The sequence below is a fragment of the Acuticoccus sp. MNP-M23 genome (assembly GCF_031195445.1).
Taxonomy (GTDB): Bacteria; Pseudomonadota; Alphaproteobacteria; order Rhizobiales; family Amorphaceae; genus Acuticoccus.
On the sequence record NZ_CP133480.1, the window covers coordinates 1,679,545 to 1,704,780 of the forward strand.

The 25,236-nt window shown below is 67.6% G+C and carries 28 protein-coding genes; 19 read left to right on the top strand and 9 right to left on the bottom strand.

Annotated features, from left to right (window positions below; genetic code table 11):
• Positions 1-35: 35 nt before the first annotated feature.
• From RDV64_RS07945 to cobA, 3 genes are read left to right on the top strand one after another with little or no spacing between them, the layout of a single operon-like run.
• Positions 36-836 (top strand): precorrin-2 C(20)-methyltransferase, encoded by an 801-nt coding sequence (locus RDV64_RS07945; protein WP_309198739.1) that lies wholly within the window; start codon positions 36-38, stop codon positions 834-836.
• Positions 833-1,600, top strand: coding sequence for a precorrin-4 C(11)-methyltransferase (cobM, locus tag RDV64_RS07950; protein ID WP_309198740.1), 768 nt, complete (start codon positions 833-835; stop codon positions 1,598-1,600). Before RDV64_RS07945 ends, cobM begins: the two co-directional genes overlap by 4 nt.
• Positions 1,597-2,454, top strand: a complete 858-nt coding sequence (gene cobA, locus RDV64_RS07955; RefSeq protein ID WP_309198741.1) for a uroporphyrinogen-III C-methyltransferase — start codon at positions 1,597-1,599, stop codon at positions 2,452-2,454. Before cobM ends, cobA begins: the two co-directional genes overlap by 4 nt.
• Here cobA and ilvA read toward each other — a convergent pair.
• Positions 2,451-3,728 (bottom strand): threonine ammonia-lyase IlvA, encoded by a 1,278-nt coding sequence (gene ilvA, locus RDV64_RS07960; protein ID WP_309198742.1) that lies wholly within the window; start codon positions 3,726-3,728, stop codon positions 2,451-2,453. The two genes, cobA and ilvA, sit on opposite strands and share 4 nt — an antisense overlap.
• Before the next feature lie 212 nt (positions 3,729-3,940).
• Between ilvA and RDV64_RS07965 the strand changes: the two genes are divergently transcribed.
• The 10 genes from RDV64_RS07965 to RDV64_RS08010 all read left to right on the top strand — a co-directional run bounded on the left by RDV64_RS07965 (position 3,941) and on the right by RDV64_RS08010 (position 13,175).
• Positions 3,941-5,143: an aminotransferase class V-fold PLP-dependent enzyme gene (locus RDV64_RS07965; protein ID WP_309198743.1), complete on the top strand. Its 1,203-nt coding sequence runs from the start codon at positions 3,941-3,943 to the stop codon at positions 5,141-5,143.
• On the top strand, positions 5,140-5,856 hold the full coding sequence (locus RDV64_RS07970) for a GntR family transcriptional regulator (RefSeq protein ID WP_309198744.1): 717 nt from the start codon (positions 5,140-5,142) through the stop codon (positions 5,854-5,856). The genes RDV64_RS07965 and RDV64_RS07970 overlap by 4 nt, the downstream gene beginning before the upstream one ends.
• A gap of 1 nt (position 5,857) precedes the next feature.
• Positions 5,858-6,886 carry an amino acid ABC transporter substrate-binding protein gene (locus RDV64_RS07975; RefSeq protein ID WP_309198745.1) on the top strand — a complete coding sequence of 343 codons (1,029 nt, stop codon included), beginning with the start codon at positions 5,858-5,860 and terminating at the stop codon, positions 6,884-6,886.
• Between the two features lie 24 nt (positions 6,887-6,910).
• Positions 6,911-8,035 (top strand): ABC transporter permease subunit, encoded by a 1,125-nt coding sequence (locus RDV64_RS07980; protein WP_309198746.1) that lies wholly within the window; start codon positions 6,911-6,913, stop codon positions 8,033-8,035.
• Positions 8,032-9,147: an amino acid ABC transporter permease gene (locus tag RDV64_RS07985; RefSeq protein WP_309198747.1), complete on the top strand. Its 1,116-nt coding sequence runs from the start codon at positions 8,032-8,034 to the stop codon at positions 9,145-9,147. Before RDV64_RS07980 ends, RDV64_RS07985 begins: the two co-directional genes overlap by 4 nt.
• Positions 9,144-9,878: an amino acid ABC transporter ATP-binding protein gene (locus tag RDV64_RS07990; protein WP_309198748.1), complete on the top strand. Its 735-nt coding sequence runs from the start codon at positions 9,144-9,146 to the stop codon at positions 9,876-9,878. The genes RDV64_RS07985 and RDV64_RS07990 overlap by 4 nt, the downstream gene beginning before the upstream one ends.
• 43 nt (positions 9,879-9,921) lie before the next feature.
• Complete coding sequence (locus RDV64_RS07995) at positions 9,922-10,371, top strand: YaiI/YqxD family protein (RefSeq protein WP_309198749.1); 450 nt, start codon at positions 9,922-9,924, stop codon at positions 10,369-10,371.
• Positions 10,372-10,473: 102 nt separating this feature from the next.
• Positions 10,474-11,505: a tryptophan--tRNA ligase gene (trpS, locus tag RDV64_RS08000; RefSeq protein WP_309198750.1), complete on the top strand. Its 1,032-nt coding sequence runs from the start codon at positions 10,474-10,476 to the stop codon at positions 11,503-11,505.
• Complete coding sequence (locus RDV64_RS08005) at positions 11,502-12,074, top strand: hemerythrin domain-containing protein (protein WP_309198751.1); 573 nt, start codon at positions 11,502-11,504, stop codon at positions 12,072-12,074. The genes trpS and RDV64_RS08005 overlap by 4 nt, the downstream gene beginning before the upstream one ends.
• Positions 12,075-12,164: 90 nt before the next feature.
• Complete coding sequence (locus tag RDV64_RS08010) at positions 12,165-13,175, top strand: NAD(P)-dependent oxidoreductase (RefSeq protein ID WP_309198752.1); 1,011 nt, start codon at positions 12,165-12,167, stop codon at positions 13,173-13,175.
• 9 nt (positions 13,176-13,184) lie between these two features.
• Here the strand turns inward: RDV64_RS08010 and secB are convergent, their stop codons facing one another.
• Complete coding sequence (secB, locus tag RDV64_RS08015) at positions 13,185-13,679, bottom strand: protein-export chaperone SecB (RefSeq protein WP_309198753.1); 495 nt, start codon at positions 13,677-13,679, stop codon at positions 13,185-13,187.
• 110 nt (positions 13,680-13,789) lie between these two features.
• Positions 13,790-14,338: an FxsA family protein gene (locus tag RDV64_RS08020; RefSeq protein ID WP_309198754.1), complete on the bottom strand. Its 549-nt coding sequence runs from the start codon at positions 14,336-14,338 to the stop codon at positions 13,790-13,792.
• A 202-nt stretch (positions 14,339-14,540) separates the two neighbouring features.
• Between RDV64_RS08020 and RDV64_RS08025 the strand changes: the two genes are divergently transcribed.
• From RDV64_RS08025 to RDV64_RS08035, 3 genes are read left to right on the top strand one after another with little or no spacing between them, the layout of a single operon-like run.
• Positions 14,541-15,251, top strand: a complete 711-nt coding sequence (locus tag RDV64_RS08025; protein ID WP_309198755.1) for a Tim44/TimA family putative adaptor protein — start codon at positions 14,541-14,543, stop codon at positions 15,249-15,251.
• Positions 15,252-15,296: 45 nt separating this feature from the next.
• Positions 15,297-16,361, top strand: a complete 1,065-nt coding sequence (locus tag RDV64_RS08030; protein WP_309198756.1) for an MltA domain-containing protein — start codon at positions 15,297-15,299, stop codon at positions 16,359-16,361.
• Positions 16,358-16,927, top strand: coding sequence for a Smr/MutS family protein (locus RDV64_RS08035; RefSeq protein WP_309198757.1), 570 nt, complete (start codon positions 16,358-16,360; stop codon positions 16,925-16,927). Before RDV64_RS08030 ends, RDV64_RS08035 begins: the two co-directional genes overlap by 4 nt.
• Here RDV64_RS08035 and RDV64_RS08040 read toward each other — a convergent pair.
• Entirely contained in the window at positions 16,924-17,889 is a 966-nt protein-coding gene (locus tag RDV64_RS08040; RefSeq protein ID WP_309198758.1) for a nucleoside recognition domain-containing protein, read from the bottom strand. The genes RDV64_RS08035 and RDV64_RS08040 overlap by 4 nt on opposite strands.
• A 123-nt stretch (positions 17,890-18,012) precedes the next feature.
• On the opposite strand from RDV64_RS08040, the gene RDV64_RS08045 reads away from it, so the two are divergent.
• Positions 18,013-18,465: an Lrp/AsnC family transcriptional regulator gene (locus RDV64_RS08045; RefSeq protein ID WP_309198759.1), complete on the top strand. Its 453-nt coding sequence runs from the start codon at positions 18,013-18,015 to the stop codon at positions 18,463-18,465.
• 22 nt (positions 18,466-18,487) lie between these two features.
• On the opposite strand, the gene RDV64_RS08050 is transcribed toward RDV64_RS08045, so the two are convergent.
• The 5 genes from RDV64_RS08050 to RDV64_RS08070 form a co-directional block, all read right to left on the bottom strand.
• Positions 18,488-18,829, bottom strand: coding sequence for an NIPSNAP family protein (locus RDV64_RS08050; RefSeq protein ID WP_309198760.1), 342 nt, complete (start codon positions 18,827-18,829; stop codon positions 18,488-18,490).
• A 10-nt stretch (positions 18,830-18,839) separates the two neighbouring features.
• Positions 18,840-19,331: a TRAP transporter small permease gene (locus RDV64_RS08055; RefSeq protein WP_309198761.1), complete on the bottom strand. Its 492-nt coding sequence runs from the start codon at positions 19,329-19,331 to the stop codon at positions 18,840-18,842.
• Positions 19,331-20,620 (bottom strand): TRAP transporter large permease, encoded by a 1,290-nt coding sequence (locus RDV64_RS08060; RefSeq protein ID WP_309198762.1) that lies wholly within the window; start codon positions 20,618-20,620, stop codon positions 19,331-19,333. Before RDV64_RS08060 ends, RDV64_RS08055 begins: the two co-directional genes overlap by 1 nt.
• 117 nt (positions 20,621-20,737) lie before the next feature.
• Positions 20,738-21,712, bottom strand: a complete 975-nt coding sequence (locus RDV64_RS08065; protein WP_309198763.1) for a TRAP transporter substrate-binding protein — start codon at positions 21,710-21,712, stop codon at positions 20,738-20,740.
• A 37-nt stretch (positions 21,713-21,749) separates the two neighbouring features.
• A complete protein-coding gene (locus RDV64_RS08070; protein ID WP_309198764.1) occupies positions 21,750-22,712 on the bottom strand; it encodes an NAD(P)-dependent oxidoreductase in 963 nt (320 codons plus the stop codon).
• Positions 22,713-22,817: 105 nt separating this feature from the next.
• Here RDV64_RS08070 and RDV64_RS08075 point away from each other — a divergent pair, with 105 nt between their 5' ends.
• Positions 22,818-23,558 carry a FadR/GntR family transcriptional regulator gene (locus RDV64_RS08075; protein WP_309198765.1) on the top strand — a complete coding sequence of 247 codons (741 nt, stop codon included), beginning with the start codon at positions 22,818-22,820 and terminating at the stop codon, positions 23,556-23,558.
• Positions 23,559-23,562: 4 nt separating this feature from the next.
• A complete protein-coding gene (locus RDV64_RS08080; RefSeq protein WP_309198766.1) occupies positions 23,563-25,224 on the top strand; it encodes a thiamine pyrophosphate-binding protein in 1,662 nt (553 codons plus the stop codon).
• The last annotated feature ends 12 nt before the right edge of the window (positions 25,225-25,236 follow it).

Consider the following 25,236-nt stretch of genomic DNA (forward strand, 5'->3'; position numbering starts at 1 on the left):
AGCACGGCAACACTCTTGATGGCGGAGAGCCACGCATGACGGATCGCGGCTCGGCGCCGGGCAAGCTGTGGGGTGTCGGCACGGGGCCGGGCGACCCCGAACTCCTCACCCTCAAGGCCGCGCGGGTGCTGAAGGAGGCCGATGTGGTCGCCTATTTCGCCAAGCGCGGCCGCAAGGGCAATGCGCGCACCACGGTGGACGCGGCCTTGCGCCCCGGCATGCGCGAGATGGCGCTGGAATATCCCGTCACCACGGAGATGCCGGCCGCCAGCACCGAATACCGCAGCGCCATCACCGCGTTCTACGAGGAAAGCGCGGCGCGGGTGGCAGCGGCACTCGACGCCGGACAGTCGGTGGCCGTCCTGTCGGAAGGGGATCCGCTGTTTTACGGCTCGTACATGCACCTGCACGTGCGGCTGGCGCGGGCCTATCCGAGCGAGGTCATCCCCGGCGTGACGGCGATGTCCGGCTGCTGGTCGCAAGCCGGGCTCCCGCTGGTGCAGGGCGACGAGATGATGGCGATCCTCCCCGGCACACTGGCCGAAGATGCGCTGGCCGCCCGCCTTGCCGAAGTGGAGGCGGCCGTCATCATGAAAGTGGGTCGAAACCTCGGTCGCATCCGCCGGGCGCTGGCCTCGGTCGGCCGCCTGCACCACGCCGTCTACGTGGAGCGCGGCACGATGGCGGGCAGCCACCATGTTCCGCTGGCCGACAAGCCGGACGATGCGGCGCCGTATTTTTCGCTGGTGCTGGTGCCGGGCTGGGGCAGCCGCATCGGCGGCGACACCATCACCTATGCGTCGGCAGCGCCTGCCGCTGCGGGAGAAACGGCATGACCGTCCATTTCATCGGTGCCGGACCGGGGGCGGCGGACCTCATCACCGTGCGCGGACAGCGGCTGCTGGCGTCGTGCCCGGTGTGCCTTTACGCCGGCTCCATCGTGCCGCCGGAGCTTCTGACGCACTGCCCGGCCGATGGGCGCATGGTCAACACCGCCGCATTGTCGCTGGACGAGATCGAGGCCGAATATGTGGCCGCCGACGCGGCGGGGCACGACGTGGCGCGGCTCCACTCGGGCGACCCTTCGGTGTGGAGCGCGGTGGGTGAGCAGACCCGGCGGCTCTCCCGGCTGGGCATTGCGTGGACCATCGTGCCCGGCGTGCCGGCCTTTGCGGGGGCGGCCGCATCGCTCGGCTGTGAGCTGACCGTGCCGGGACAGGCGCAGAGCCTTGTGCTCACCCGCATTTCGGGCCGCGCGTCGCCCATGCCGGAGGGGGAGCGGCTGGCCGCATTCGCGGCAACGGGCGCGCCGCTGGCGATCCACCTTGCCATTCATGCGCTGGACCGGGTGGTGGCTGAATTGCTGCCGGTCCTGGGGGCGGACTGCCCGGCCATTGTGGTGGCACGCGCCACCTGGGCCGATGAGCGGGTCGTGCGGGCCACGCTCGGAACCATCGAGGCTGCGCTGGCGGACGATCCCATCGCCCGCACCGCGCTCATCTTTGTGGGTTTGACGCTGGGCACCACCGAGTTTCGCGAAAGTGCGCTTTACGATGCAGATTATGTGCGGCGCTTCCGCGGCCTGGAGAGCACGTCTTGAGCGCGTTTGCGCAATCCGTTCTGGCGCGCCTGCGGCCGTCCACCGCAGGCTTCCGGCCGGGGCACGTGTGGATTGCGGGCGCCGGGCCAGGCGGGCTGGAAACGATGACGCTCGGCGTTGTGGCCGCGATGGAATGCGCCGACGCCATTGTCCACGATGCGCTGATTGACGCCGACATGCTGACCGGTGTGCGCGCGGAGTGCTTTGCCATGGGCAAGCGCGGCTGGCACCCCTCGCCCAAGCAGCCCGAAATCAATGCGCTGCTGATCTCTCTGGCGCGGGACGGTCGGCGGGTGCTGCGGCTGAAGGGCGGCGACCCGTTCGTGTTCGGCCGGGGCGCGGAGGAGGTGCTGGCGCTGCGCGAGGCGGACGTGCCGCTGCGCGTGCTGCCGGGGGTGACGTCGGCGCTGGGCGCTTCGGCCAGTGCGCTGCTGCCGGCGACGGCGCGGGGCGTCAACCGTGCGGTGGTGCTGGTGACCGGTAACTGCGCGACCGCGGACGACAAGCCCACCCCGCCCGATGCGGTGGACTGGGCAGCGCTCGCCCGCCTCGGCCAGCCCATTGTCGTCTACATGGGCCTTGCCAACCTTGGCCGCATTGCCGCCGCGCTGATGGCTGGCGGGCTTGGCGCACGCACGCCGGCGGCGGTGGTGATGTCTGCCACCTTGCCGGACGAACGGGTGCTGGTGTCGTCCCTGGAGCGGGTTGCAGCCGACGCGGCGGACGAGGGCTTTTCGGCGCCCGCGCTGGTGTTCATTGGCGAGAACGTGGCGCTGGGCGCTGCAATGCAGCCGCCGGCTGCGGACAGCGCAGCGGCGCTTCCGGGGCCGGAGGCGCGGGCGCTGCGGGCCTAGATCAGGACGCCGGCGACCACCTCGTCATCGGTGATGTCGCGGTAGATGAAGCCGGCGCTGTCCAGCCGTGCCGTCAGTGTCTGGAAATTGCTCTGTGCGTTGGATTCGATGCCGATGAGGATCGAGCCGAAGTTGCGGGCCGACTTCTTCAGATACTCGAAGCGGGTGATGTCGTCGTCCGGGCCGAGAAGGTCGAGCAGGTCGCGCAGGGCACCGGGGCGCTGAGGCATCCGCAGGATGTAGTATTTCTTCAGGCCCGCGGAGCGCAGCGCGCGCTCCTTCACTTCCGGCAGCCGCTCGAAATCGAAATTGCCGCCGGAGGTGACGCAGACGATCTTCCGGCCGCGGATCCGCTCCGGCGGGAGCGAGCGCAGCGCGTCGATTTCCAGCGCCCCGGCGGGCTCCAGCACGATGCCCTCGATGTTCAGCATTTCAAGGATGGTTTCGCAGACGCGGTCTTCCGGCACGAGGACCACCTGCGCCGGATGCCGGTCCTTGAGGACCGCAAAGGTGTGCTCGCCCATCCTGCCGACTGCCGCACCGTCCACAAACGTGTCGACGCCATCCAGCGTCACCAGGTGCCCGCTGATGAGGCTCTTCTGGAATGACGGTGCCCCGGCCGGCTCCACGAACACGATCTCGGTGTCCGGCGACATGGCGGCGAACACCTGCACCACGCCGGCGGCCAGTCCCCCGCCGCCGACGGGCAGGATCAGCACATCCGGCTTCTCGGCCATGGCTGCCAGAATTTCGAGGCCGACGCTTGCCTGACCCTCGATGATGTCCGGGTGATCGAACGGGGGCACGAAGGTGGCACCCTGTTCAGCCGAGAATTTCTTGGCCGCAGCGTAGGATTGATCGAACGTGTCGCCAATCAGCCGGACGGTGATGTTGTCGCCGCCAAAGGTCTGCGTCTTGTAGATCTTTTGCTTGGGCGTGGTGGTGGGCATGAACACCGTGCCCGTCACCCCGTAGTGGTTTGCCACATAGGCGAAACCCTGAGCGTGGTTGCCGGCGGAGGCGCAGACGAAGTTCTTCAGCGTCGGGTCTGCGGTGAGCGCCTTGCGAAAGAAGTTGGCCGCCCCGCGCAGCTTGTAGGACCGCACCGGGGTGAGGTCCTCGCGCTTCAGAATGATGTCCGCCCCGTAGCGTTCGGACAGGAACGCGTTGCGCTGCAGCGGCGTCGGCTCCATCAGCGCGCTGAGCGCGGCGGCGGCCTCCTTGCAGCGGTCGAGGAAGGTTTCGGTCTGTGCGGGCGCGGTGCTGGTGCTCATGCCAGCGTTGTTACTGGGAGCGCGGCCGGTTTCCAAGGGCAGAGATCGGCACGCATGGCTGGTTGGCCCGCAGCACGCAGCGCCGCGGCGGCGATGATTGTTCCGGCGGCACCTCGCCTCGCCCGGTCCCCGCAGGCCAACCAATGCCGCCGAATTGACATTCCGCTGGCATGGCAGCAGCATGGCACTTGAATTGCACAACCCGGATCAGCATGAACGACGTCGCCATCCCTCTCTCTCTCGCCGCGTTTCGCGAAGGCTTTCCGGCCTTGCAGTCCGGCGCCTACCTGTCGATCTGCGACAAGGCGATCCTGCACGACAGGGTGCGCGACGCGGTGGACGACTTTCTCACCGGGATGGCCGGCGGCAACGCAACGCGGGTCGGCCACGAGACCCACGTCACGGCCGCGCGGAAGGCCTTTGCCGCAATGATTGGCGCATCGGCGGACGAGATCGCCTTCGGCCGCAACGTCTCCGACGGGATCAACGCCGTGGTCTGCGCGATGGACTGGAAGGCGGGCGACAACGCTGTCGTCTGCCTGGCGCTGGAGCATCCCAACAACATCTACCCCTGGCTGCGGCTGAAAAAGCGCGGCGTCACCCTGCGCGACGTTCCCCCCGTCAACGGCCGGATCGACCAGGCGGCCATGGCTGATGCGATGGATGCCTCCACGCGGATGGTATCGTGCGCTTCGGTGAGCTTTGCGCCGGGCTACCGGGCGGACCTTGCCCGGCTTGGGGCGGCGGCCCGCAGGCACGATGCGCTGTTTCTGGTGGACGGGGTGCAGAGCGCCGGCATCCTTTGCCACGATGTGGAGGCCGAGAATGTCGACGCCTTCGCCACCTCCACCAGCAAGGGCCTTCTCGGCATCTATGGCGCAGGGTTTCTTTATGTCTCCAGCCGCTGGGTGGACCGGCTGGAGCCGGCCTACCTCTCCCGCCCCGCGGTCGCCGCCGAAAACGACGATGCCTCGGCCATCGGTGCGTATGATTACCGCCTCCAGCCGGGTGCCCGCCGCTTTGAGGTGGGAAGCTACAACCTTGCCGGCGCCTACGCCGTGGATGCGGCGATGGCGCTGCTGGCGGGCGTGGGCGCGGACACCGTCGAGCGGCAGGCATTGATGGTGGCCGAGGGTCTGCGCGCGGCGCTGCATGCTGCCGGGGCAACGCCGGTCAGCCAGCCGGCGGATGCGCACGAAACATCCCACATCGTGACCGCCGGGCCGCTGGACGCGGGCGGCCACGGCTTTTCCAGCACGGCGTGGGTCGAACCCTTGTCGGCGCGTCTTGCCGAGGCGGGGGTGATCCACACCGTGCGCCGCGGGCAGCTGCGCCTCGCCACGCACGGCTACAACACCGAGGCGGACGTTGCGCTGGTGCGCGATGCGCTGGCCGGCTGGCAGCGCGCCGCATGAAGACGCTGACGCGCGAGGAAGCCAAGCGCCGCATCGTCGCGCTCACCATTTCCGGCGGGCTCGATCCCGACACGCCGCTGTCGGAACGCTCGCTGTCCGAACTCACCGGCATCGGGCGCACCCCAGTCCGCGAGGCGCTGCACGATCTGGCGCGTGACGGGATCGTCAGCATCGAGCCCAAGCGCGGCACCTTCGTGCGCCGTCTCGGCCTCGACGATGTGCGCGAGATTTTCGAGGTGCGGTTTGCGCTGGAGGCCCTCGCGGCCTCGCTCGCCGCGCTGCGCGGGCCCACGCAAAGGCTGCGCGAGATCGACGGCGCGCTCAGCCAGCTGGACGGGCGCACGCTTGGTTCCGACGAAGCGGCGCAGTCGAAGGCGCTCGGTCACGAACTCCACCTCGAAATCGTCCGCTCCTCGCGCAACCGGCTCCTGCAGCGGCAATATTCGCAGGTGCGGCTGATGATCGAGGTGCTTTTGTCGATGACCGAGCGGGACGAAACCTCGCGCATCGCGGCGTCCATCGGCGAACACCTGACCATTTCGGCGGCCATCATCGAGCGCGACCCGGTGCGGGCGCAGAGCATGATGCAGCGCCACCTGCGTGCCGGCCATGAAATCCGCATGGCCATCCTCAACGATTTTCCCGCTCTGACCCTCGCGATCGAGGACGCCCCGCGCGCCGTCGATGCAACAGCCAACCTTCAGGAGACCTGACATGCGCCATCTCCCCCTGACCGCCTGCGCGGCCATCGCCGCCATGGGCCTTGCCGCCCCGACCGCCGCTCTTGCCGATACCGCCGACAGCGTGAAGGAGCGCGGCAAGGTGGTGTGCGGTGTCAACGGCAGCCGTGCCGGCTTCTCGTCCATCGACAGCGAAGGCCGCTGGACCGGCCTCGACGTTGACACCTGCCGCGCGGTCGCCGCCGCCGTGCTGGGCGATGCCGACGCAACGGAGTTCGTGAAGACCACGTCGCAGACCCGCTTCACCGCGCTGCAGACCGGCGAGATCGACGTTCTGACCCGCAACACCACGCAGACCTACAGCCGCGATGCGGAGCTTGGCGTCGATTTTGCGGCCATCACCTTTTATGACGGGCAGGGGTTCATGATCCCCACCGCCCTCGGCATCACCACCGTCGACGAGCTGGACGGCGCGTCCATCTGCGTCCTCCCCGGCACCACCGCCGAGCAGGTGGTGGAGAGCGTCTTCTCGGCACGCGGGCTCAGCTACACGCCGATCGTGTTCCAGGATGCCAAGGAGCTGGCGTCGGCCTTCTTCGCCGGGCGCTGCGACGCATACATCCAGTCCACCTCCGGGCTCGCCTCGGTCCGCTCCACGCTGGCGCCCGACGCGGCGGATTACATGATCCTCGGCCGCGTGTTCGACAAGGACCCGATGGGCCCCGTGGTGCGCCAGGACGACGCCAAGTGGAAGGACGTCGTGGCGTGGTCCGTCAACGCGATGGTGACGGCAGAAGAGATGGGCATCACCAGCGAAAACGCCGCCGACAAACGGGAGAACGGCACGGACGCCGAGAAGGCGCTGCTGGGCGGCGCGGACTCCACCATCGGCGATCCGCTGGGCCTTTCCAACGACTGGGTCTTCAACATCATCACCGAAGTGGGCAACTACGGCGAGGTGTTCGAGCGCAACCTCGGCGCCGGGTCAGAGCTGGGGCTGGAGCGCGGCCAGAACGCGCTGTGGACCGATGGCGGGCTCATCTACGCCGCACCGCTGAAATAGGCGGCAGGGGCGAGGGAGCCGGGCGTGAAACGCTTCATCCACGACAGGCGTGTGCGGTCCTTCGTGTTTCAGGGCCTTCTCGTCGGCACCCTTGTGCTCGTGCTGGCGCTGGCGGCGCTTAACGCCCGGCAGGCGCTGGGCGAGCGGGGGCTGTCCAGCGGCTTCGGCTTCCTGTCTGAAAAAGCGGGGTTTGCGGTTTCGGAATCGGTCATTCCGTTCGGGCCGGACAACACGGTCGGCCGCGCGTTCGTCGCGGGGCTGTCCAACACCATCTCCGTGTCGCTGGCGGCCATTGTGCTGGCGACGCTGGTTGGCGTGGTTGTGGGGATTGCCCGGCTGTCGCCCAACAAGCTGGTGGCGCGCGCTGCCGGCGTTTATGTGGAGAGCTTCCGCAACACGCCGCAGCTGATCCAGATCATCTTCTGGTATGCGCTGGTGATCTCGCTGCCGGCCATCCGGCAGGCGTTTGCGCTGGGCGGCGGCGTCTTCGTGTCCAACCGCGGGCTGGTCATGCCCTGGCTGGATGAACCGCTGGCCGCCGGTCTTGCCGCGGCCGGCCTTGGCGCGGGCTTTGTGGCAGCCCTGGTGCTGGTGTGCCTGCCGGGCCGGCGGCGCTGGCGCGGCAAGGCGGTGGCGGCGTTGCTGCTGGTGCCGGTGGCGGGTGCCGTTGCGGCGGCGGCCATGGTCGGCCTTTCGGTGCCGGAGCTGAAGGGCTTCAACTTTCGCGGCGGGGCGACCATTTCGCCGGAATTTCTGGCGCTGTTCCTGGGGCTTGGACTCTATATTGCGGCCTTCATTGCCGAGATTGTGCGGGCAGGACTGGCCGGCGTCGACAAGGGGCAGGTGGAGGCGGCGCGGGCGCTGGGCCTTTCAGAACGCACGGTGCTGTTTTCGGTGCGCATTCCGCAGGCGCTGCGCATCATCGTGCCACCCGCGACGGCGCAATACATCTCTCTGGTCAAGAATTCCTCGCTCGGCGTCGCCATCGGCTATCCCGAACTCTTCAACGTCTCCAACTCCCTCGCGACGTTGACGGGGCAAGCCATCGAGTGCGTCGGCATCATGGCGCTGCTCTATCTCGCCACTGCGCTGGGCATGAGCGCGCTCGCCAACGGGTTCAACCGCATGACGCTGATCACCGAGCGATGACGCACGCTCCGATCCTGCGCGCGCCCGTCGCCGCCCGCCCCGCCCCCGTGCGCAAGGACGGGATCATGGCGGGCCTCAAGGCGCGCTATTTCCCGACGCCGCTTCAGGGGGTGGCAACGGTGGTGCTTGGCGCCCTTCTCATCTGGCTCCTGCCACGGGTGGTGGACTGGGCGCTGGTGCGTGCGGTGTGGTCGCCGGCGGATCCGGCTGCCTGCGCGGCGGCAACCGCCGGCGCATGCTGGGCCGTGGTGGCGGAAAAATACCGGGTGATGTTCTTCGGCACCTTTCCCTATGACGAGCAGTGGCGGGCAGCGCTGGCGTGCGTCGTGATCCTCGCCGCCACTGTGCTTTCCGCGGTGCCGCGCTTCTGGTCGGTGTGGCTTTGCGCGGTGTGGGCCGCTGCCTTCGCGCTCACCTTGTGGCTGATGCTGGGCGGGGCGGGCCTCTCCGCCACATCCACCAGTGACTGGGGCGGCCTGCCGCTGACCCTCCTCCTGTTTGCCGGCACCGTGAGCCTCGGCCTGCCGCTGGCGCTGGGCCTTGCGCTGGGGCGGGACAGCGCAATGCCCGCCTTCCGCTATGTGTGCATTGCCACCATCGAGCTGTTTCGCGGCCTGCCGCTTCTGGCGGTGCTGTTCATGGCATCGCTGATGCTGCCGCTCTTCCTGGGCGACGGCATCACCATCGACAAGTTCGTCCGCGCGCTGGTGGGAATGACGCTGTTCTTCGGCGCCTATGCGGCGGAAATCGTCCGCGGCGGGCTGCAGGCACTCGGCAAGGGGCAGTATGAGGGCGCGCGGGCACTGGGGCTGTCATACTGGCCGATGATGGGCCTCGTCATCCTGCCGCAGGCGCTGAAGATCGTGGCACCGGCGCTGGTCAACGACATCATCCGCGCGTTCAAGAACACCAGCTTCGTGGCCATCATCGGCCTGTTCGATTTTCTTGGCGCCACCAAGGCCGCGCTTGAGGACCCGCTGTGGATCCGCTACGCGCTGGAGGCGTACCTCTTCCTGATGCTCGTCTACTTCGCGTTCTGCTTCGTGATGTCGCGCTATGCGCTGTGGATCGAGCGGCGGCTCGACACCGATGTGCGGCGCCCCGCGCCATGAGCGTCATTTCGGTGAACGGCGTGAACAAGTGGTACGGGACCGGCCTCCATGTCTTGCGCGACATCGACCTCGAGGTCGCGCGCGGAGAAACGGTGGTGGTGTGCGGCCCCTCCGGCTCCGGCAAGTCGACGCTGATCCGCACCCTCAATGCGCTGGAGCCGTTCGACGAGGGGGCCATTGCAGTTGCCGGCATTGCGCTCGGCTCGCCGGCGGCAACGCGCGCGGTGCGACGCAAGGCAGGCATGGTGTTCCAGTCCTTCAACCTCTTCACCCACTTCAGCGTTCTCGACAATCTGACCCTTGCGCCCGAAACCCTCGGGGGTGCCACCCGCCGGACTGCGGAAGACCGCGCGCACGCTCTCCTCGCCCGTGTTGGCCTTGCCGATCAGGCGCACAAGTTTCCGGGGCAGCTTTCGGGCGGGCAGCAGCAGCGGGTCGCCATTGCGCGCACCTTGATGATGGAACCCGAGGTGCTCCTGTTCGACGAACCCACCTCCGCGCTGGACCCGGAGATGATCAACGAGGTTCTCCAGCTCATGGCAGCCCTGGCGGCGGAGGGGCACACCATGGTCTGCGTCACCCACGAGATGGGGTTTGCCCGCAACGTGGCCGACCGGATCGCCTTCATGGCCGATGGCAGCCTTCTGGAAATTGCGCCGCCGGACGCCTTTTTCGGCAACCCGCAGTCGGCGGAGGCAAGGGCCTTTCTGGCGGCGATGCCGGGGCACTGACCGAGGGTGGTTTCCGCCCACGGCTTCGGTGTAGCGTGCCGCAATGACCATCTATATCGACGCCGACGCCTGCCCCGTGAAGGACGAAACCATCAAGGTTGCCGAGCGCTATTCCGTGCCTGTGGTGATCGTGTCCAATGGCGGCATCCGCCCGCGGCGCGAACCGCTGGTGGAGACCGTGGTGGTGCCCGAGGGGCCGGATGCGGCCGACATGTGGATTGCCGAGCGTGCCGGGCCGGGCGACATCTGCATCACCGGGGACATTCCGCTGGCCGCGCGCTGCCTGGAAGGTGGCGCCGCTGCCCTTCGCCACAACGGCGACCCCTTCACCAAGGCCAACATCGGCGAGCAGATGGCCATGCGCGACCTGATGGCCGACCTGCGCGCAGCGGATCCCTTCCGGCAGGGGCGCGGCAAGCCGTTCTCCAGGGCGGACCGGTCAAAATTCCTGCAGGCGCTGGACCGGATGGTGCAGTCGGCGCAAAAAGGCTGAGTTTCGGCGCCCCGCAGGGTGCGGCGCGATCAATGATTGCGTTGGACACGGGTTCGGACCCATAAGGGCGGCGTTTCCTCAAGATCCGCGAGCGTTGTTTCCGTGACCTTTACCCCGCGCGTGTTTTCCGGCGTTCAGCCGTCCGGCAGCCTCCACCTTGGCAACTATCTCGGCGCGATCCGCCGGTTCGTTGCCATGCAGGACGACTATCCCTGCATCTATTGCGTGGTCGATCTGCACGCCATCACCGTGTGGCAGGACCCTGCGGACCTGGTCTCCGCGACCCGGCACGTGACCGCCGCCTACCTAGCCGCAGGCATCGACCCGGCAAAGAGCATCGTCTTCAACCAGAGCCAGGTGTCGGCCCACGCGGAGCTGGCGTGGATCTTCAACTGCGTGGCGCGGATGGGCTGGCTGGGGCGGATGACCCAGTTCAAGGAAAAGGCCGGCAAGGACCGGGAGAACGCGTCCGTGGGCCTGTTTGCCTACCCGACGCTGATGGCGGCCGACATTCTGGCCTATCAGGCCACCCATGTGCCGGTGGGCGAGGACCAGAAACAGCATCTGGAGCTGACCCGCGACATCGCCCAGAAGTTCAATCACGACTACGGGGCAAGGCTTGCCGAGCTTGGCCACGCGGACGGGCTGTTCCCGATGACCGAGCCGATCATCCACGGCCCGGCCACCCGCGTGATGAGCCTGCGCGACGGCTCGAAGAAAATGTCGAAGTCCGATCCCTCGGACAATTCGCGCATCAACCTCACCGACGATGCGGACGCCATCGCCCAGAAGGTGCGCAAGGCCAAGACCGACCCGGAGCCCCTGCCCAGCGAGACGAAGGGGCTGGAAGGGCGGCCCGAGGCGGACAATCTCGTCGGCATCTACGCCGCGCTTGCCGGCACCACCCGCGATGCGGTGCTTGGGGAATATGGCGGCGCCCAGTTCTCGGTGTTCAAGCCGGCGCTGGCGGAGCTGGCGGTGAATGTGCTTGCCCCGCTGAACGACGAGATGCGGCGCCTTGTGGCGGACCCGGCGCATCTGGATGCGGTGCTGAAGGACGGTTCGGCGCGGGCGGCGGCCATTGCGGCGCCCGTCTTGGCCGATGTGCGCCGTGTGGTGGGGTTTGTGGGATGAGCGACGCGCTGCACGAGCGCAAGAGCCTGCCGCCGGACCTCGACGTCCTGCTGCGGCAGTATCCGCGCAAGGAGTGGGCGCGCCACGAAAATCTCGGCGGCATGGCCAAGTTCTGGCTTCAGCGGCATGACATGTTCCGTGCGCTGGGCGGCGAGCTGCGCAAGGGCACGGCGCGTTTCCAGAATGGCGGGCGCGACCCGCAGGAGTTCTGGCGCTGGTTTGCGCCCCGCGCCTCCACCTTCCTGAGCGAGCTGCACGGCCACCACCACATCGAGGACGAGCATTATTTTCCCGTCTTCCGCCGCGCGGACAAGCGGTTGGTGCGCGGCTTCGACATTCTGGACATGGACCACATCACGCTGGATCAGGAGATCCACGGGCTGGCGGACGATGCCAACGCGTTCCAGCGGGCGCTGTCCAAGCGCGGCGACGTGCGGCCGGCGGCTGACCGCCTGCACAAGCGCCTCGAAGGGATGCAGACCGGCGTTCTGCGCCACCTGTCCGACGAGGAAGACCTCATCATCCCGGTGATTCTCGATCAGGGCGAACGCAAGCTCGGCGTCCGCTAGCCGCCGCGCCGCGGGCGCCTGCGGCGGTTGCGCCGGCTCGGAGGGGGCCTAGAGTGGGCCGTTCACGTCGGGCGAAGAGGCGCATTGTTGATGACACTCCCTGGTGAGACCGCTGGCGCGCCCGTCGTGCTGGTGACGGGCGCTGCGGGCTTTCTGGGCCGCCGGGTGGTGGCGGCCCTTGCCGGGCACGGCGCCACCGTGCGCGCAGGCGTCAACCGCTCGGCGCTGCCAGCGGACCTTGCGGGCCGCGCGGGCGTGGAGAGCGTCTCCTGCCAGATGGGCGATGCAGCTTCGCTGCAGGCCGCCGCAGCTGGGGCGGATGCGATTGTCCACGGCGCATATGGCGGCGACCCGTCTGCCATGGCCGACGAGGCGGGACGGCTTCTTGCGGCGGCAGATGCGGGCGGTGTTCGCCGGATGGTGATGCTGAGCACCATTGACGTGTATGGCGACCGCACCGGCGACATTGTGGAGGGCGACCCGCCAGAACCGCCCTTGCGGCCCTATGGTGCCGCCAAGCGTGCTGTGGAGGATGCGCTTTTGGCCTGGGTGCAGCGCACGCGGCAGGCGCCCGGAGAGGCCGCCGCGGCGGTGGCGCTCCGGATCGGCTGCGTGCTGGGGCCGGGGAGTGCGTTGTGGTTCGACGGGCTGGCCGCGCGGATGGCAGCCGGCGGGATCGGCCCGATGGGCGCGGCCGGCGAAGGCCTTGCCCCCGTGGTGCACGTGGACGATGTGGCGCAGCTTGCGGCGCTGGCAGCGTTGCGACCGGTGACAGGCTTTCATGCCCTCAACGCGGTGGCGCCGCCGGAAATGACGTGGAATGCCTACTTTGCCGCGCTGGCGGCCCGCGCCGGTGTGGTCGCGCGGGCGCTCGATGCCCGTGCGGTGCAGCGGCGGGCGCCGGTGGGCCGGGCCGCCAAGGGCTGGCGCAAGCTGGGCCTGCCGGGTCTTGGGGCACTGGCGGCATCGCCGCGGCCCGGCGAGCTGGCGCTGTTCGGCCGGAGGGCGCGCTACAGCACGGACGCGGCGGCGGAAATATTCGGCTGGGTGCCGCAGCGCACGGTCGCCGACGCTCTTGACGAGGCATTCGGCGACCGCTGAGGCGGAAGCCTAGTTGGTGGCTTCGCCCTGCTGGCGCTTCTGCGCCTCTTCCATGTTGCGGCGGTAGAGCGCCACAAAGTCGATGGGATCGATCATCAGCGGCGGGAAGCCGCCATTGCGCACCGCGTCGGCCAGAATCTGGCGGGCGAAGGGGAACAGCAGGCGCGGCCCTTCGATCAGCAGGAAGGGCTGGACGTGCTCGGGCTTCATGTCGCTGACGCGGATGATGCCGGCATAGGCCAGCTCGACCTCGAAGTTGATGGCGTCATCGCCGCCGGCCTTGGCTTCCAGCGTGATCGTGACTTCGAAATCGGTCGGCGTGAGGCCCTTGGCACCGACGTTGACGCCGATATTGATGGGCGGCTGCTGGTCGCCCTTCTGCAGGGACATCGGCGCGCGCGGGTTTTCGAAGGAGAGATCCTTCACGTACTGCGCCAGGACGCGCACGCTCGGCTGCTGACCTTCTTGGGTGGCGGCAGGATCCGTGGTCGTGCTGTCGCTCATCTTGACTCCATTTGTTTGGCTGGGTTTTTCAAGCAGGAATTGACCGGACGGCTAGCACGCGGCCGGGTATGCGACAAGCGGTCCGCCCGGCTGGGCCGCGCGGGTCGGGCTCAGCGCCCGGGGCCGGAGGACGGGCCGGACCACGGGCTGTCGTCGTCGCCACCCTTTGGCCGGTAATCGCCCTGGTCGAGGTCGATGGTGCGGGCGTGAGTCCGCTGGCGGGGGGCACCAGTGCTGCGCTGCGGCGCCTTGCCACGCTCCATCTTCACCGCCCCCGAAACCTGCCGCCAGATCGACGACCGCACCGCGGGGACGAACAAGAGGAGGCCCACGGTGTCGGTGATGAAACCCGGCGTCAGCAGCAGGATGCCGGCAATGGCCACGGTCACCGCCTGGCCGATGGCGCCGGCGGGCACCTTGTTCTGGTCCATGTCGGCCTTGAGCCGTGCGATGGCCGAAAGGCCCTGCCGTTTGAGCAGCGTTGCGCCGAGAACGGCAGTGAGGATGATGAGCGCGATGGTCGGCAACGCCCCGATGATGCTGCCAACCAGCAAGAATACCGCCACTTCGGCGATTGGTATGGCGATCAAAATCGCGATTAGAAAGAGTCGGATCACAACGGTCCTCTTGGCCAGTCCTGACAGGGATATGGGACACACCAAAGTTTTTCACAGCCCGGGCGATGGACCGCGGGCTGTCCTTTGGCTAGGTTCCCTTTGTCGCGTGGCGGACAGTACCCCTGTTCTGCCGCGCTTTTTGTCTTATTTCTGTCTGAAGCCTCTGCCTTCGGGCAGAAAACACTGCACAGACTCCGGTGATCCAGCGCGGTCGCTCCAACCCGAGCGGACAGGTTATTAGTGAATGAGTGATTTTTTCGGCATCGAGAACCTCATCATCCTGGCGATCGCGGTGGCGATCTTCCTGCGGCTGCGAAGCGTTCTTGGCAGGCGCACCGGCAACGAGCGCCAGCCCTACGACCCCTACGCGGCCAAACCGGCGGACGCGAAGGATCGTGCGCGCGATAATGTCGTGACCCTGCCGCGGCAGCCCTCCGCCCCGCAGAGCGCCAACGATTCGATCGACCTCGATGCCCGCCTGAAGGGCGTCGCCAAGAAAGGCACCCCGCTTTACGAAAGCCTGGGCGCCATCATCACCGCCGACCCTTCGTTCGAGCCCAAATCGTTCACCCAGGGCGCCTCCATGGCCTACGAAATGGTGGTCACCGCCTTTGCCAACGGGGAGCGCGACACGCTGCGCCCGCTGCTGGCTGCCGAGGTCTACGAAGGGTTCGACGCGGCAATTGCAGCACGGGAAGCTGCGGTCCAGACCATGTCGACCACGCTGATCGGTATCGAGAAGATCGCGATCACCGATGCTTCGCTGAAGGGCACCGTGGCGCGGGTGACCACGCGGATCGACAGCCAGATGATTACGGCCAACTACGACAAGGCCGGCGAGCTGATCAGCGGCGACCCCAACAAGGTGGTCGACGTGGTGGACGTGTGGACCTTCGAGCGCGATACCGTGGCGGACGATCCCAACTGGGTGCTGGTCGCCACCGAATCGGCCTGAGGGCTGGCGTTCACGCCGCCCATGTCCCCGCTGGCGGGATCCGCGGTGCCGCTTGCCGCAGGCAACGGCCCCGCCCGCGCCCCGGCGGGCGCAGAGTCAGACATCGTCACATTCGACACGTTGCCGGGTTGGGGCGCGGACGCGGCCGTTGCGCTGCTGGACGGCGTGCGCCGGCACCTGGCGCCCGAAATTCGGGCCCGGCCCCATGAGGCGTCGTGGCTGGCCTACGCCGGCGCGCTGCTCGAGCCGGGGGGCGACCCGCTCGCCATTGTCACGCAGCTTTTCACCGCGCGGCGCCTGCGTGCGGACGGGTTTCTGACCGGATATTACGAGCCGGTGATCGAGGCGTCGCGCACGCCCACCGGCCCGTTCCAGACGCCGCTTTATCGCCGGCCGGACGATCTTGTCCGCACCCCGCCGCGGCCGGACCTGCCGGGCGACGGCACATTCGCCCGCCGGATACCCGATGGATCGCTGGCGCCCTATTTTGACAGGCCGGCCATTGCCGCCGGTGCCCTCGCCGGACGCGGGCTGGAGCTTGCCTTTGTGGCGGACCCGGTGGACGCGTTCTTTGCGCAGGTGCAGGGCTCGGCACGGCTGGCGATGACCGATGGATCGACCGTGCGCATCGGCTACCACGGCAAGTCGGGCCATCCCTATACTGCCATCGGACGGGTGCTGATCGACCGGGGCGTTCTGCCGGAAGGCGGCGCCACCATGGCCACCATCCGGGGCGCGCTTGCCGCCGACCCGGCGCTGGTGGCGCCGGTGCTGTCGGCCAACCGCTCGTTCGTGTTCTTTCGGGAGCGGCCTTCGGTGGACGATGCGCTGGGGCCGGTGGCAGCGGCGGGGCTGCCGCTGGTGCCTTGGCGCAGCCTTGCGGTGGACCGCAGCCAGATCCCGCTGGGGACGCCTGTCTGGGTGGAAACCGAGGTGCCGCACCATGGTCCCCACCGCGGTGTGATGATTGCCGAAGACACAGGCACCGCCATTGTCGGCGCCGCGCGGGGCGACGTCTTCTTCGGCAGCGGGCCGGAGGCCGGGCGGATTGCGGGCGAGATGAAAGCGGCGGCGCGTCTGACGCTGATCGAGCCGGCCGTGGCGGCGTGACCCGCCGTCCGCTGAAGCCCGGCGACCGTGCCCTGTGGGAGCGAGTGGCCCGCACCGTGACGCCGCTGAAGACCGAACGCCAGCTGGCGCCCAAGACCCCGCCCGCCATGCCGCTGAAGCCGCCGGAAGCCTCGCCCGCCCCGCCCAAGATGCCGGCGCCGGCCAGTCCTGCCGTGCAAAATGCCGGCAAGCCGCCGGCGCCGCGGGTCTCCGATCGCACGATCGGTGATCTCGACCGCAAGGAGCGCCGGCGTCTGGCACGCGGCGCTGCAGCCATCGAGGCGCGGATCGACCTGCATGGCATGACGCAGGACGAAGCCCATGCGGCGCTGAACCGCTTCGTGATGAGTTCGCAGGCGTCCGGCAGGCGCGTGGTGCTGGTGATCACCGGCAAGGGCCGGGGCGGCGAGGGCGCGGGAATCCTGCGCCGCGCCGTGCCGCACTGGCTCACAGGCCGCGAGCTGGGCCGCCTGGTGGTGGGCTACGGCCCCGCCAGCGCGTTGCATGGCGGCGACGGCGCGCTCTATGTGCGGCTCCGGTCGAAGGCGAAGGTGCGGCGACCCTAGCTGGTTGCCGGGCGGCGGAAGAGGCGCCGGTAGAACGTCGCGTCAGAGGTGGCGGCGAGCCACAGGCCGATCAGCGCGGTGGCCACCATGGCGAAGGCGAGGCGGCCAAGAAGGATGCTGGCGACGTCCGCCCCCGCTGCGGCGACCACGATGGTGTCCTCGATGATGCCGTGTGCCAGCCCCATGAAGGCGCAGGACAGGAAGATCTGCCGCGGGGGGATGGTGCCGCGCCGCGCCTCGCGGATCAGGAGCCCGCCGCCGAAAGCGATCCCCAGCAGCATCCCGATGGTGGTGAAGCTCGCCGCCTCCGGCCCGATGCCGACGACCCGGAACAGCGGTGACAGGGCCCGGTCGACATGGGCCATGGCGCCGATGTGCTTCAGCCCCTCGATCGCGAACGTGAGCACGAACAGGATCACGAACATCGACACCAGCGTCATGCCGAGGTCTGCCGCGAAGGAGATCCAGCCGCCGGGCTCCTCATCCGGCAGGAAGAGCGGGTCGAGCGGGGCGGAAAGCCACCCGGTGGCGCGGAAGATGTGGTGCAGGATGAAGGCGAAGGCCATGCCGCCGACGAGGCGGATGGCGGTGGAGGCGAGGAGCCCCGGCCCCGCCTTCTGGATGATGCGCTGCTCCACCGGCAAAGCGTGCGCAAAGAGGATGAGCGCAGCAAAGACCGTCATGTCCGCCTCGGTCAGCGTGCCCGGTGCCAGCACGGTGAACACCACCGTCACCCCTGCCCAGATGCCCACCAGAAGCGCGCTGAGCCACGCAATCGCCATCTCCGGCGGCAGGCCGAACAGCCCCATCAGACCGGACAGCCACGGCGCAATGGCCTTGATCGCGCCAATGTCGGTCAGCACCTTGGCGAGGATCGCGATGGGCACGATGATCCGCGCCAGCTCCCAGTAGATGGCGAGGATGTCGCGGGTGATGCGCCCGATCGGGCTGGGGGTGGTCATCCGGTTTTCTCCTGCCGCCGGTTCATTCCAAGAGGGGTAGCGCGGGCCGGATCGCAGTTGCGGTCAAAATTGCCGGATTTGTGCAATAATATTGCATTGCCGTGTGACGGGCGGGAGGCGGAGATGGACCGGATCGACCTGAAGCTGTTGGGCCTTTTGCAGCGCGATGCCTCGCGCACCAATGCGGCGCTGGCGGACGAGGTGGGGCTGTCGCCGTCCACATGCCTGCGCCGGATCCGGCGGTTGTTCGGGTCCGGTGTGATTGCGAAGGTGGTGGCGATCCTCGACCCCGCGAAGGTGGGCAAGGGGCTGAAGGCGATCATCACCGTGGAGCTGAAGTCTCACGGCGAGCAGCACATGCGTGCCTTCCTCGACCTTGCGAAGGCCGAGCCCGCGGTGGCGCAGGCCTATGCGGTCACGGGCGAGACCGACGTGGTGCTGATCCTCCGCCTCGCCGACATGGACGAGTATGACGCCTTCTGCGAGCGCGTCTTCCGGGACCGGACCAACGTCGCCCGGTTCTTCACCATGCTGGTGATCCGCACCGCCAAGGACGAGACCGCGCTGGCGCTGTGACGGCGCGGTCCCGCGACGAAGATCAGCCCGGGCGGTCGGCGGTGATCGGCTTGGGGGCAAAGTCGACCGGGACGAGGAGCTTGTTTTGCTGGCTGACGAGATAGCCCGCATCGCGGCTCTGCTTCAGGTAGTCAGCCCACGCCGGGTCGGCCTGCAGGGCCTTGCGCTTTTCGGCGCGGTCGGCGGCGCTGTCGTAGACCCAGATGTGGACGTAGGAATTGGGGTCGCCGGTTTCGGTGCCAGCGTAGAGCAGCGGCTGGCCCAGGTGCTTGGACTGCACCTCGAAGCCGGTTTTCTCATACAGCGCCAGGTGAAGCTTGATGGTGCCGGGACGGCAGACATAGGTGCGGTGGTCGATCAGCATTTCGGGTTCTTTACGGTTTTACGGAGGGTTTGATGGCAGCCAGGAGCGCCACGGCGAAGTCGCGCACACTGTAGACGAGCATGATCGCGGCGGAGACGGGGATGACGGCGTAAATGTAGGCCGTCGGCACTGAAAGGATGGGCGTTGCGGCGCGGCTGCGCATGGTGAGGTCGAGCCCCTTCACCGCCATGATGGCGAGGAATGCCATGGACAGGAGCACCGAGACAATGCGCAGGATCGGGCCGAACGGGCGGCCGAGCGCCATCTCCATCCAGTCGATGCGGAAGTGTTCGTTCTCGCGCCACAGGGCCGCCGCGCCGAGGAAGACCAGGTAGGCAAACAGCGCCTCGACGATTTCGTCGAACCAGGAAAACGCCCAGATCTGGAAGTAGCGCGACACCACGTTGACGAAGAGGATGCCGAACAGGGCGACGAAGCAGACCACCGGAATGCCGCGCAGGATCTTCCCGACAATCCGGTCGATGGCGATGAGGGCGCCCATCAGTTTGCTCCCATCACGAGGTTCGGCAGCCAGATGGAGACAGCCGGCCAGTAGGTCACCATGACGAGCACCACCATCAGCCCGATGAGATAGGGCCAGATCGCACGGGTGAGCGTGCCCACGGTCAGCCCGGAGATGGACGACACCGCAAACAGCACCATGCCGACGGGCGGGGTGAGCAGGCCGACCATGGAACACATGATCATGATGACGCCGAACTGCACCGGGTCGACGCCGATCTGCAGCATGACCGGCAGGAACAGCGGCACGGTGAGCACGATGACCGCAATGCCTTCCAGGAACATGCCGAGGACGAGGAGAATGGCGACGACGATGGCAAGGATGAGCGCCGGGTCCGTCGTGAGGCCGAGAAGCGCCTCGATCAGCGCGTTGGGCACCCGCTGGTGGACGAGGAGCCAGCCGAAGAAGCCCGCCGCCGCAATGACGAACATCACCCGGATGGTGTGAACCAGCGTCACCCACAAGATGCCGGGCAGCTCTTTCAGCTTCAGCTCCCGGTAGACGAACATGGAGAGCACCAGCGCATAGGCGCAGGCCGCGACGCCGGCTTCGGTGGGGGTGAAGATGCCCGAGAAGATGCCGCCGATGATGATGACCGGCGTCATCAGCGACAGGACCGAATCGACGAAGCTCTGCCACAGTTCGGCCATCGGCGCGCGATCCGACCGGGCCATGTTGGTGCGCCAGGAGACGAACCAAACCGCCAGCATCAGGGCGCCGGCCATCAGGAGGCCGGGGACGACGCCCGCAAGGAACAGCTTTGCCACCGAAACGCCGGTGATGGACGAATAGAGCACGAACGGGATCGACGGCGGAAAGACCGGGCCGATGGTGGAGGACGCGGCGGTGATGGCGGCGGAGAAGGCGGGGTCGTAGCCTTTGTCCTTCATGGCCTTCAGCTCCACCTGGCCAAGGCCCGCAGCATCGGCAACGGCCGCGCCCGACATGCCGGAGAAGATCAGGCTTGCCACAATGTTCACCTGGCCGAGGCCGCCGCGGATGTGGCCGACGCAGGCATTGGCAAAGCGGAAGATCCGCGCGGTGATGCCGCCGGTGTTCATCAGGTTGCCGGCGAGGATGAAGAACGGAATGGCCAGCAGCGTGAACGCCGTGGTGGCCGAGAACATCCGCTGCGGCAGCATCGCCAGAATGTGGAAGTCGCCGGTGACGACGTAAAAGCCCGTGGCTGTCAGCCCGAGCGCCACGGCGACAGGCACGCCGATGGCGATCAGGACAACCAGCGTGCCCAGAATGATGAGAGGCAGCATCCGCGTGTCCGATCCGCGAGAGGCCGGGGCGCCAGGGCCCCCGGCCGGGAGGGCAGGAGTTGAACCGGGCCGGATGATGTCATCCGGCCCGGCAAGATCAGCCGGTTTGCGGCAGGATCAGTCGAGGAAGCTCTGAAACTTGTCCATGTTGTCCTTGCCCGTGTAGTCGCTCACACGCTGCATCGCTTCGGAGGCGTTCACCTTCTCGCGGAAGGGGGCAAGGTCGGGCCGGGTGACGGTCATCCCGCGCTCCTCGAGCTTGGCCAGCTCGTCCTCTTCCTGGGCCAGAACCAGCTCGCGCATCAGCGTGCCGGCCTTCTGGCTTTCCTCGCGCACGACAGCCTGCTGGTCTTCCGACAGGCGGTCCCAGCTGTCCTTGTTGATGACGTGGACCATGGAATTGTAGACGTGCCGGGTGAGGGCGAGATTGTCCTGAAACTCGTTCAGATTGTAGTGGTAGATCACGCCGATGGGGTTTTCCTGCCCGTCGACCACACCCTGGTTGAGCGCGTTGGGCAGCTCTGGGAAGGCGATCTGCGTGGCAGATGCGCCCAGACCCTCGACGGCGGCGACGATCTGCAGCTCCGGCGGGGTGCGCAGCTTGAGGCCGGACACGTCGTCCGGCGCATTGATCGGGCGCACCGAGTTGGTGATGTTGCGGAAGCCATATTCCCAGTTGGACAGGAGCACGAGGTTCTGCTCCTCCAGCTTGGGGGCCACCCAGTCGTTGAACGGCCCGTCGAGGACCGCGTGCGCGTGCGCATAGTCGCGGAAGGCGAACGGGGTCATCACCGTGCCGAAGGCTTTCTCGTACTTGTCGAGGCCGCCCTGGGTCGGCAGGTTCATGTCAACCGCGCCCAGCACGGTCTGCTCCAGCTGCTCGGGCGGCGAGCCCAGTTCGTTGGCGGGGTAGATCTCGACCGCCACGGCGCCGTCGGTGCGCTCGGAGACGTTCTTGGCGAACTGTTCGGCGGCAATATGGCCAGGGTGGGTTTCGGCCGCGAAATGTGCCAGCCGCAGCGTGACGTCCTGTGCCATGGCGGGGCCGGTCATGAGCGCGGCAAGGGATGCCGCGAGAACGAATTTATTCATTTGTTTCCTCCGGTTTGATTTTTCTTGCCGGCGCGTTTCAGGCGTCCGGCAGTCTGGCTTCCACGCCCGTCAGCTCTTCGTAGGCCTTGATGACGGCAGTGCAGCCCTCGTCGGCGTGGCCCATGATGGAGGCCAGCGCGTAGGTCTGGTGGACCGAAGTGGCCATGAAGCCGGGAAGGCCGGCATCGGTGAGCCATTCGGCATAGTAGCGCACGTCCTTTTGCGCATTGGCGAGGGACATGTGCGGGGTGAAGTCGCGCTTCAGCGTGAGTTCGCCATAAAGGTCCATCATGCCGGACTTGCCGCCTGCGGCCGAGATGATGCCGATGACCTTGGTCATGTCGAGCCCTTCGCGGGCGGCGAGCGCAAAGCCTTCGCAGAACGTCGCGACATTGGCGAAGGCAATGTAATTGTGAATGAGTTTCAGCCGGATGGCATGGCCGGCGGGGCCCACGTGGAAGATGTTTTCCGCGTAGGTGTCGAACACCGGGCGGAGTTCTTCCATCAGCTCCGCATCGCCGCCGAAGAGGACGTTGACCTCGCCGCGGTCGGCATGGGCGGGGGTGCGCGTCATCGGCGCTTCGCAGTATCTGAGGCCGCGCGCCGCGCATGCCTCGCGCATCAGGTCGACGTGGGACGGGGAGACGGTGGTGTGGTCGAGGAAGACGGCACCCTTCGGCATCGCGTCCAGCAGACCGCCGCGGATGGCAAGGTCCTGCACGGCCTCTGCGGTGGTGATGCAGATGCCGAAGATATCGGCCTCGGCAGCCATCGCGACCGGGTCGCTGCCGGCGACGGCGCCGAACGAGACGGCCTCGTCCACCGCGGTGCGGCGAATGTCGTAGGCGGTGACGGCGAGGCCCTTCCCGGCCATGTTCTTCACCAGCCCGCGGCCCATGCCGCCAAGCCCCACGAATGCGATGCGCGGCTCGCCCATCCTCAACTCCCTGTCGTCCGAACCGCCGGTCTCGATGCCGGCTTCAAAGAAGGGATCACACAATCAGTTGTCTGACAACTGTTTTATGATAGTTATTGCATCCGGCGAGAAGCGGCCCCAGTCTGGGCCCTGTCGGCGCCAGCGGAGGCGACCCACCAAGGAGGCACCATGGCCGCAGGCCTTTTCGAGCGGATTGACCGGCCGCGCCGGTTGCCGGACGAGATTGCGCGTTCCATTTCGGAGGCGATCTATTCCGGTCAGCTCAAACCCGGCGACCGTCTGCCGACCGAGCAATCCCTTTCCGATCAGTTCGGCGTCGCCCGCACCGTCGTGCGCGAGGCGGTTTCGCTGCTGAAATATGACGGGGTGATCTCATCCAAGCGCGGTGTTGGCGCATTCGTGTCCGACGTCGCGTCGCGCTCGGCATTTCGAATCAGCGGGGCGTGCTTTGAAAAGCGGCGCCAGCTCATCCAGCTTCTGGAGCTGCGCACCGGCGTGCAGGCGGATGCCTCCGCGCTGGCTGCGGAAGCGCGCACCGCACCCCAGCTGGCCGACATATCGCGCCGCCTGGCCGCCATGGCGGATGCCACCACCGACGGGCAGGACTGGGCGGCGAACCGGCTCGATGCGCAGGACGGCTTCTACCGCGCCATCACCGAAGCGTCCGGCAACGACTATTATGTGGAGTTTATTGCGATGATTGAGCGCAACGTGTCAGACAACCTGCGCTCGGTTGCCATCAAGAACGCGATGGCGTCCGAATGGGGACGCGAGGTCTTGGAGGAGCACCGCGCGGTGTACCGCGCCCTTGAGGCGGGGAACCCGGACGAGGCGCGCATTGCGACGCGCAATCATTTCGAGCGGGCGGCACAACGCCTCGCCAACAGGGCCGATATAGCGGATGTCTAGTGTGATGGAACGCGTGAACGACAACGATCAGACGGGCGCCACGCGCCACGGTGGCACAGCGCTGGTGGAGGCGCTCAAGGCGCAAGGCGTGGAGCGCGTCTTCTGCATTCCGGGCGAGAGTTACCTTGCCGCGCTGGACGGCTTTTTCGAATCGGGGATCGACCTTGTGGTCGCGCGCCACGAAGGCGGCGCCGCGATGATGGCCGACGCCCATGGCAAGCTCACCGGCAAGGCGGGCGTTGCGTTCGTGACGCGCGGGCCGGGCGCGACCAATGCGGCGTCCGGCATCCACGTGGCGATGCAGGACTCCACGCCGATGGTGCTGTTCGTCGGTCAGGTGGCGCGTGACCAGCGTGACCGCGAGGCATTCCAGGAGGTGGACTACCGCGCGATGTTCGCCCCGCTCGCCAAGTGGGTCGCCGAAATTGAGGTGACCGAGCGGATTCCCGAATATGTGAGCCACGCCTTTCATGTGGCGCAGTCGGGCCGTCCGGGGCCTGTGGTGCTGGCGCTGCCGGAGGACATGCTGTCGGCCGCCTGCAAGGCCGCGGTGGCACCGGCGGCCACAATGGTGCGTTCCGAACCGTCCGAAGCGGCGCTGGACGATATTGTCGCCGCGCTTGCCGGAGCCGAGCGGCCGCTGGTGATTGTGGGCGGCGGCGGCTGGTCGGCCGAAGCGGCGAAAGCCGTGGCGGACTTTGCGGAAAAGTGGGACCTGCCGGTGGGCACCTCGTTCCGCTGTCAGGACTATATCGACAATCGCTCGCCGCAATATGTCGGCGACGTGGGCATCGGCATCAACCCGGCGCTGGCCGACATGGTCAAGAATGCCGACGTGATCCTCGCGCTGGGGCCGCGGCTCGGCGAGATGACCACCAGCGGTTACACGCTGTTTTCGGTGCCTGACCCGGAACAGACACTGATCCACGTGCACCTCGATCCGTCGGAGCCCGGCCGCGTCTACCGGCCCGACATTGCGGTCGCAGCCTCGCCCGCCGCCACGGTGATTGCGCTGGCCGGCCGCCCTGCGCCGGACGCAAAACCGTGGGCCGCCCTGCGGGCAGACGCGCACGCCGCGATGGTGGAATGGCGCAAGCCGCAGGCGACGCCGGGCGACGTGAAGATGGAGCAGATCGTTGCCCACCTCAGCGATGTCCTGCCCGACGATGCGATCATCACCAACGGTGCGGGCAACTATGCCGCCTGGCTGCACCGCTACTATTGGCACCGCAGCTACCGCACACAGCTTGCCCCCACGTCCGGCTCCATGGGCTACGGGCTTCCGGCGGCGGTGGCAGCCAAGCTCGCTCACCCGGAGCGCGAGGTGATCTGCCTTGCCGGCGACGGTTGCTTCCAGATGTCCGCCACCGAATTCGGCACCGCGTGCGACTACGGCGCCAACGTGGTGGTGATCGTGTCCAACAACGGCGTCTACGGCACGATCCGGATGCACCAGGAAAAGAACTATCCGGGCCGCCCGTCGGGCACCGGGATGCGCAATCCGGACTTCGCGGCCTGGGCACGGTCCTACGGCGCGTTCGGCGAAACCGTGACGCGGCATGAGGATTTTCCGGCAGCTCTGGAGCGGGCGCGCAAGGCCGGCGGTCCGGCGCTGATCGAGCTGAAGACCGATCCCGCCGCAATCTCCCCGCGCACGAAGGCGTGAACGCAAAATCGA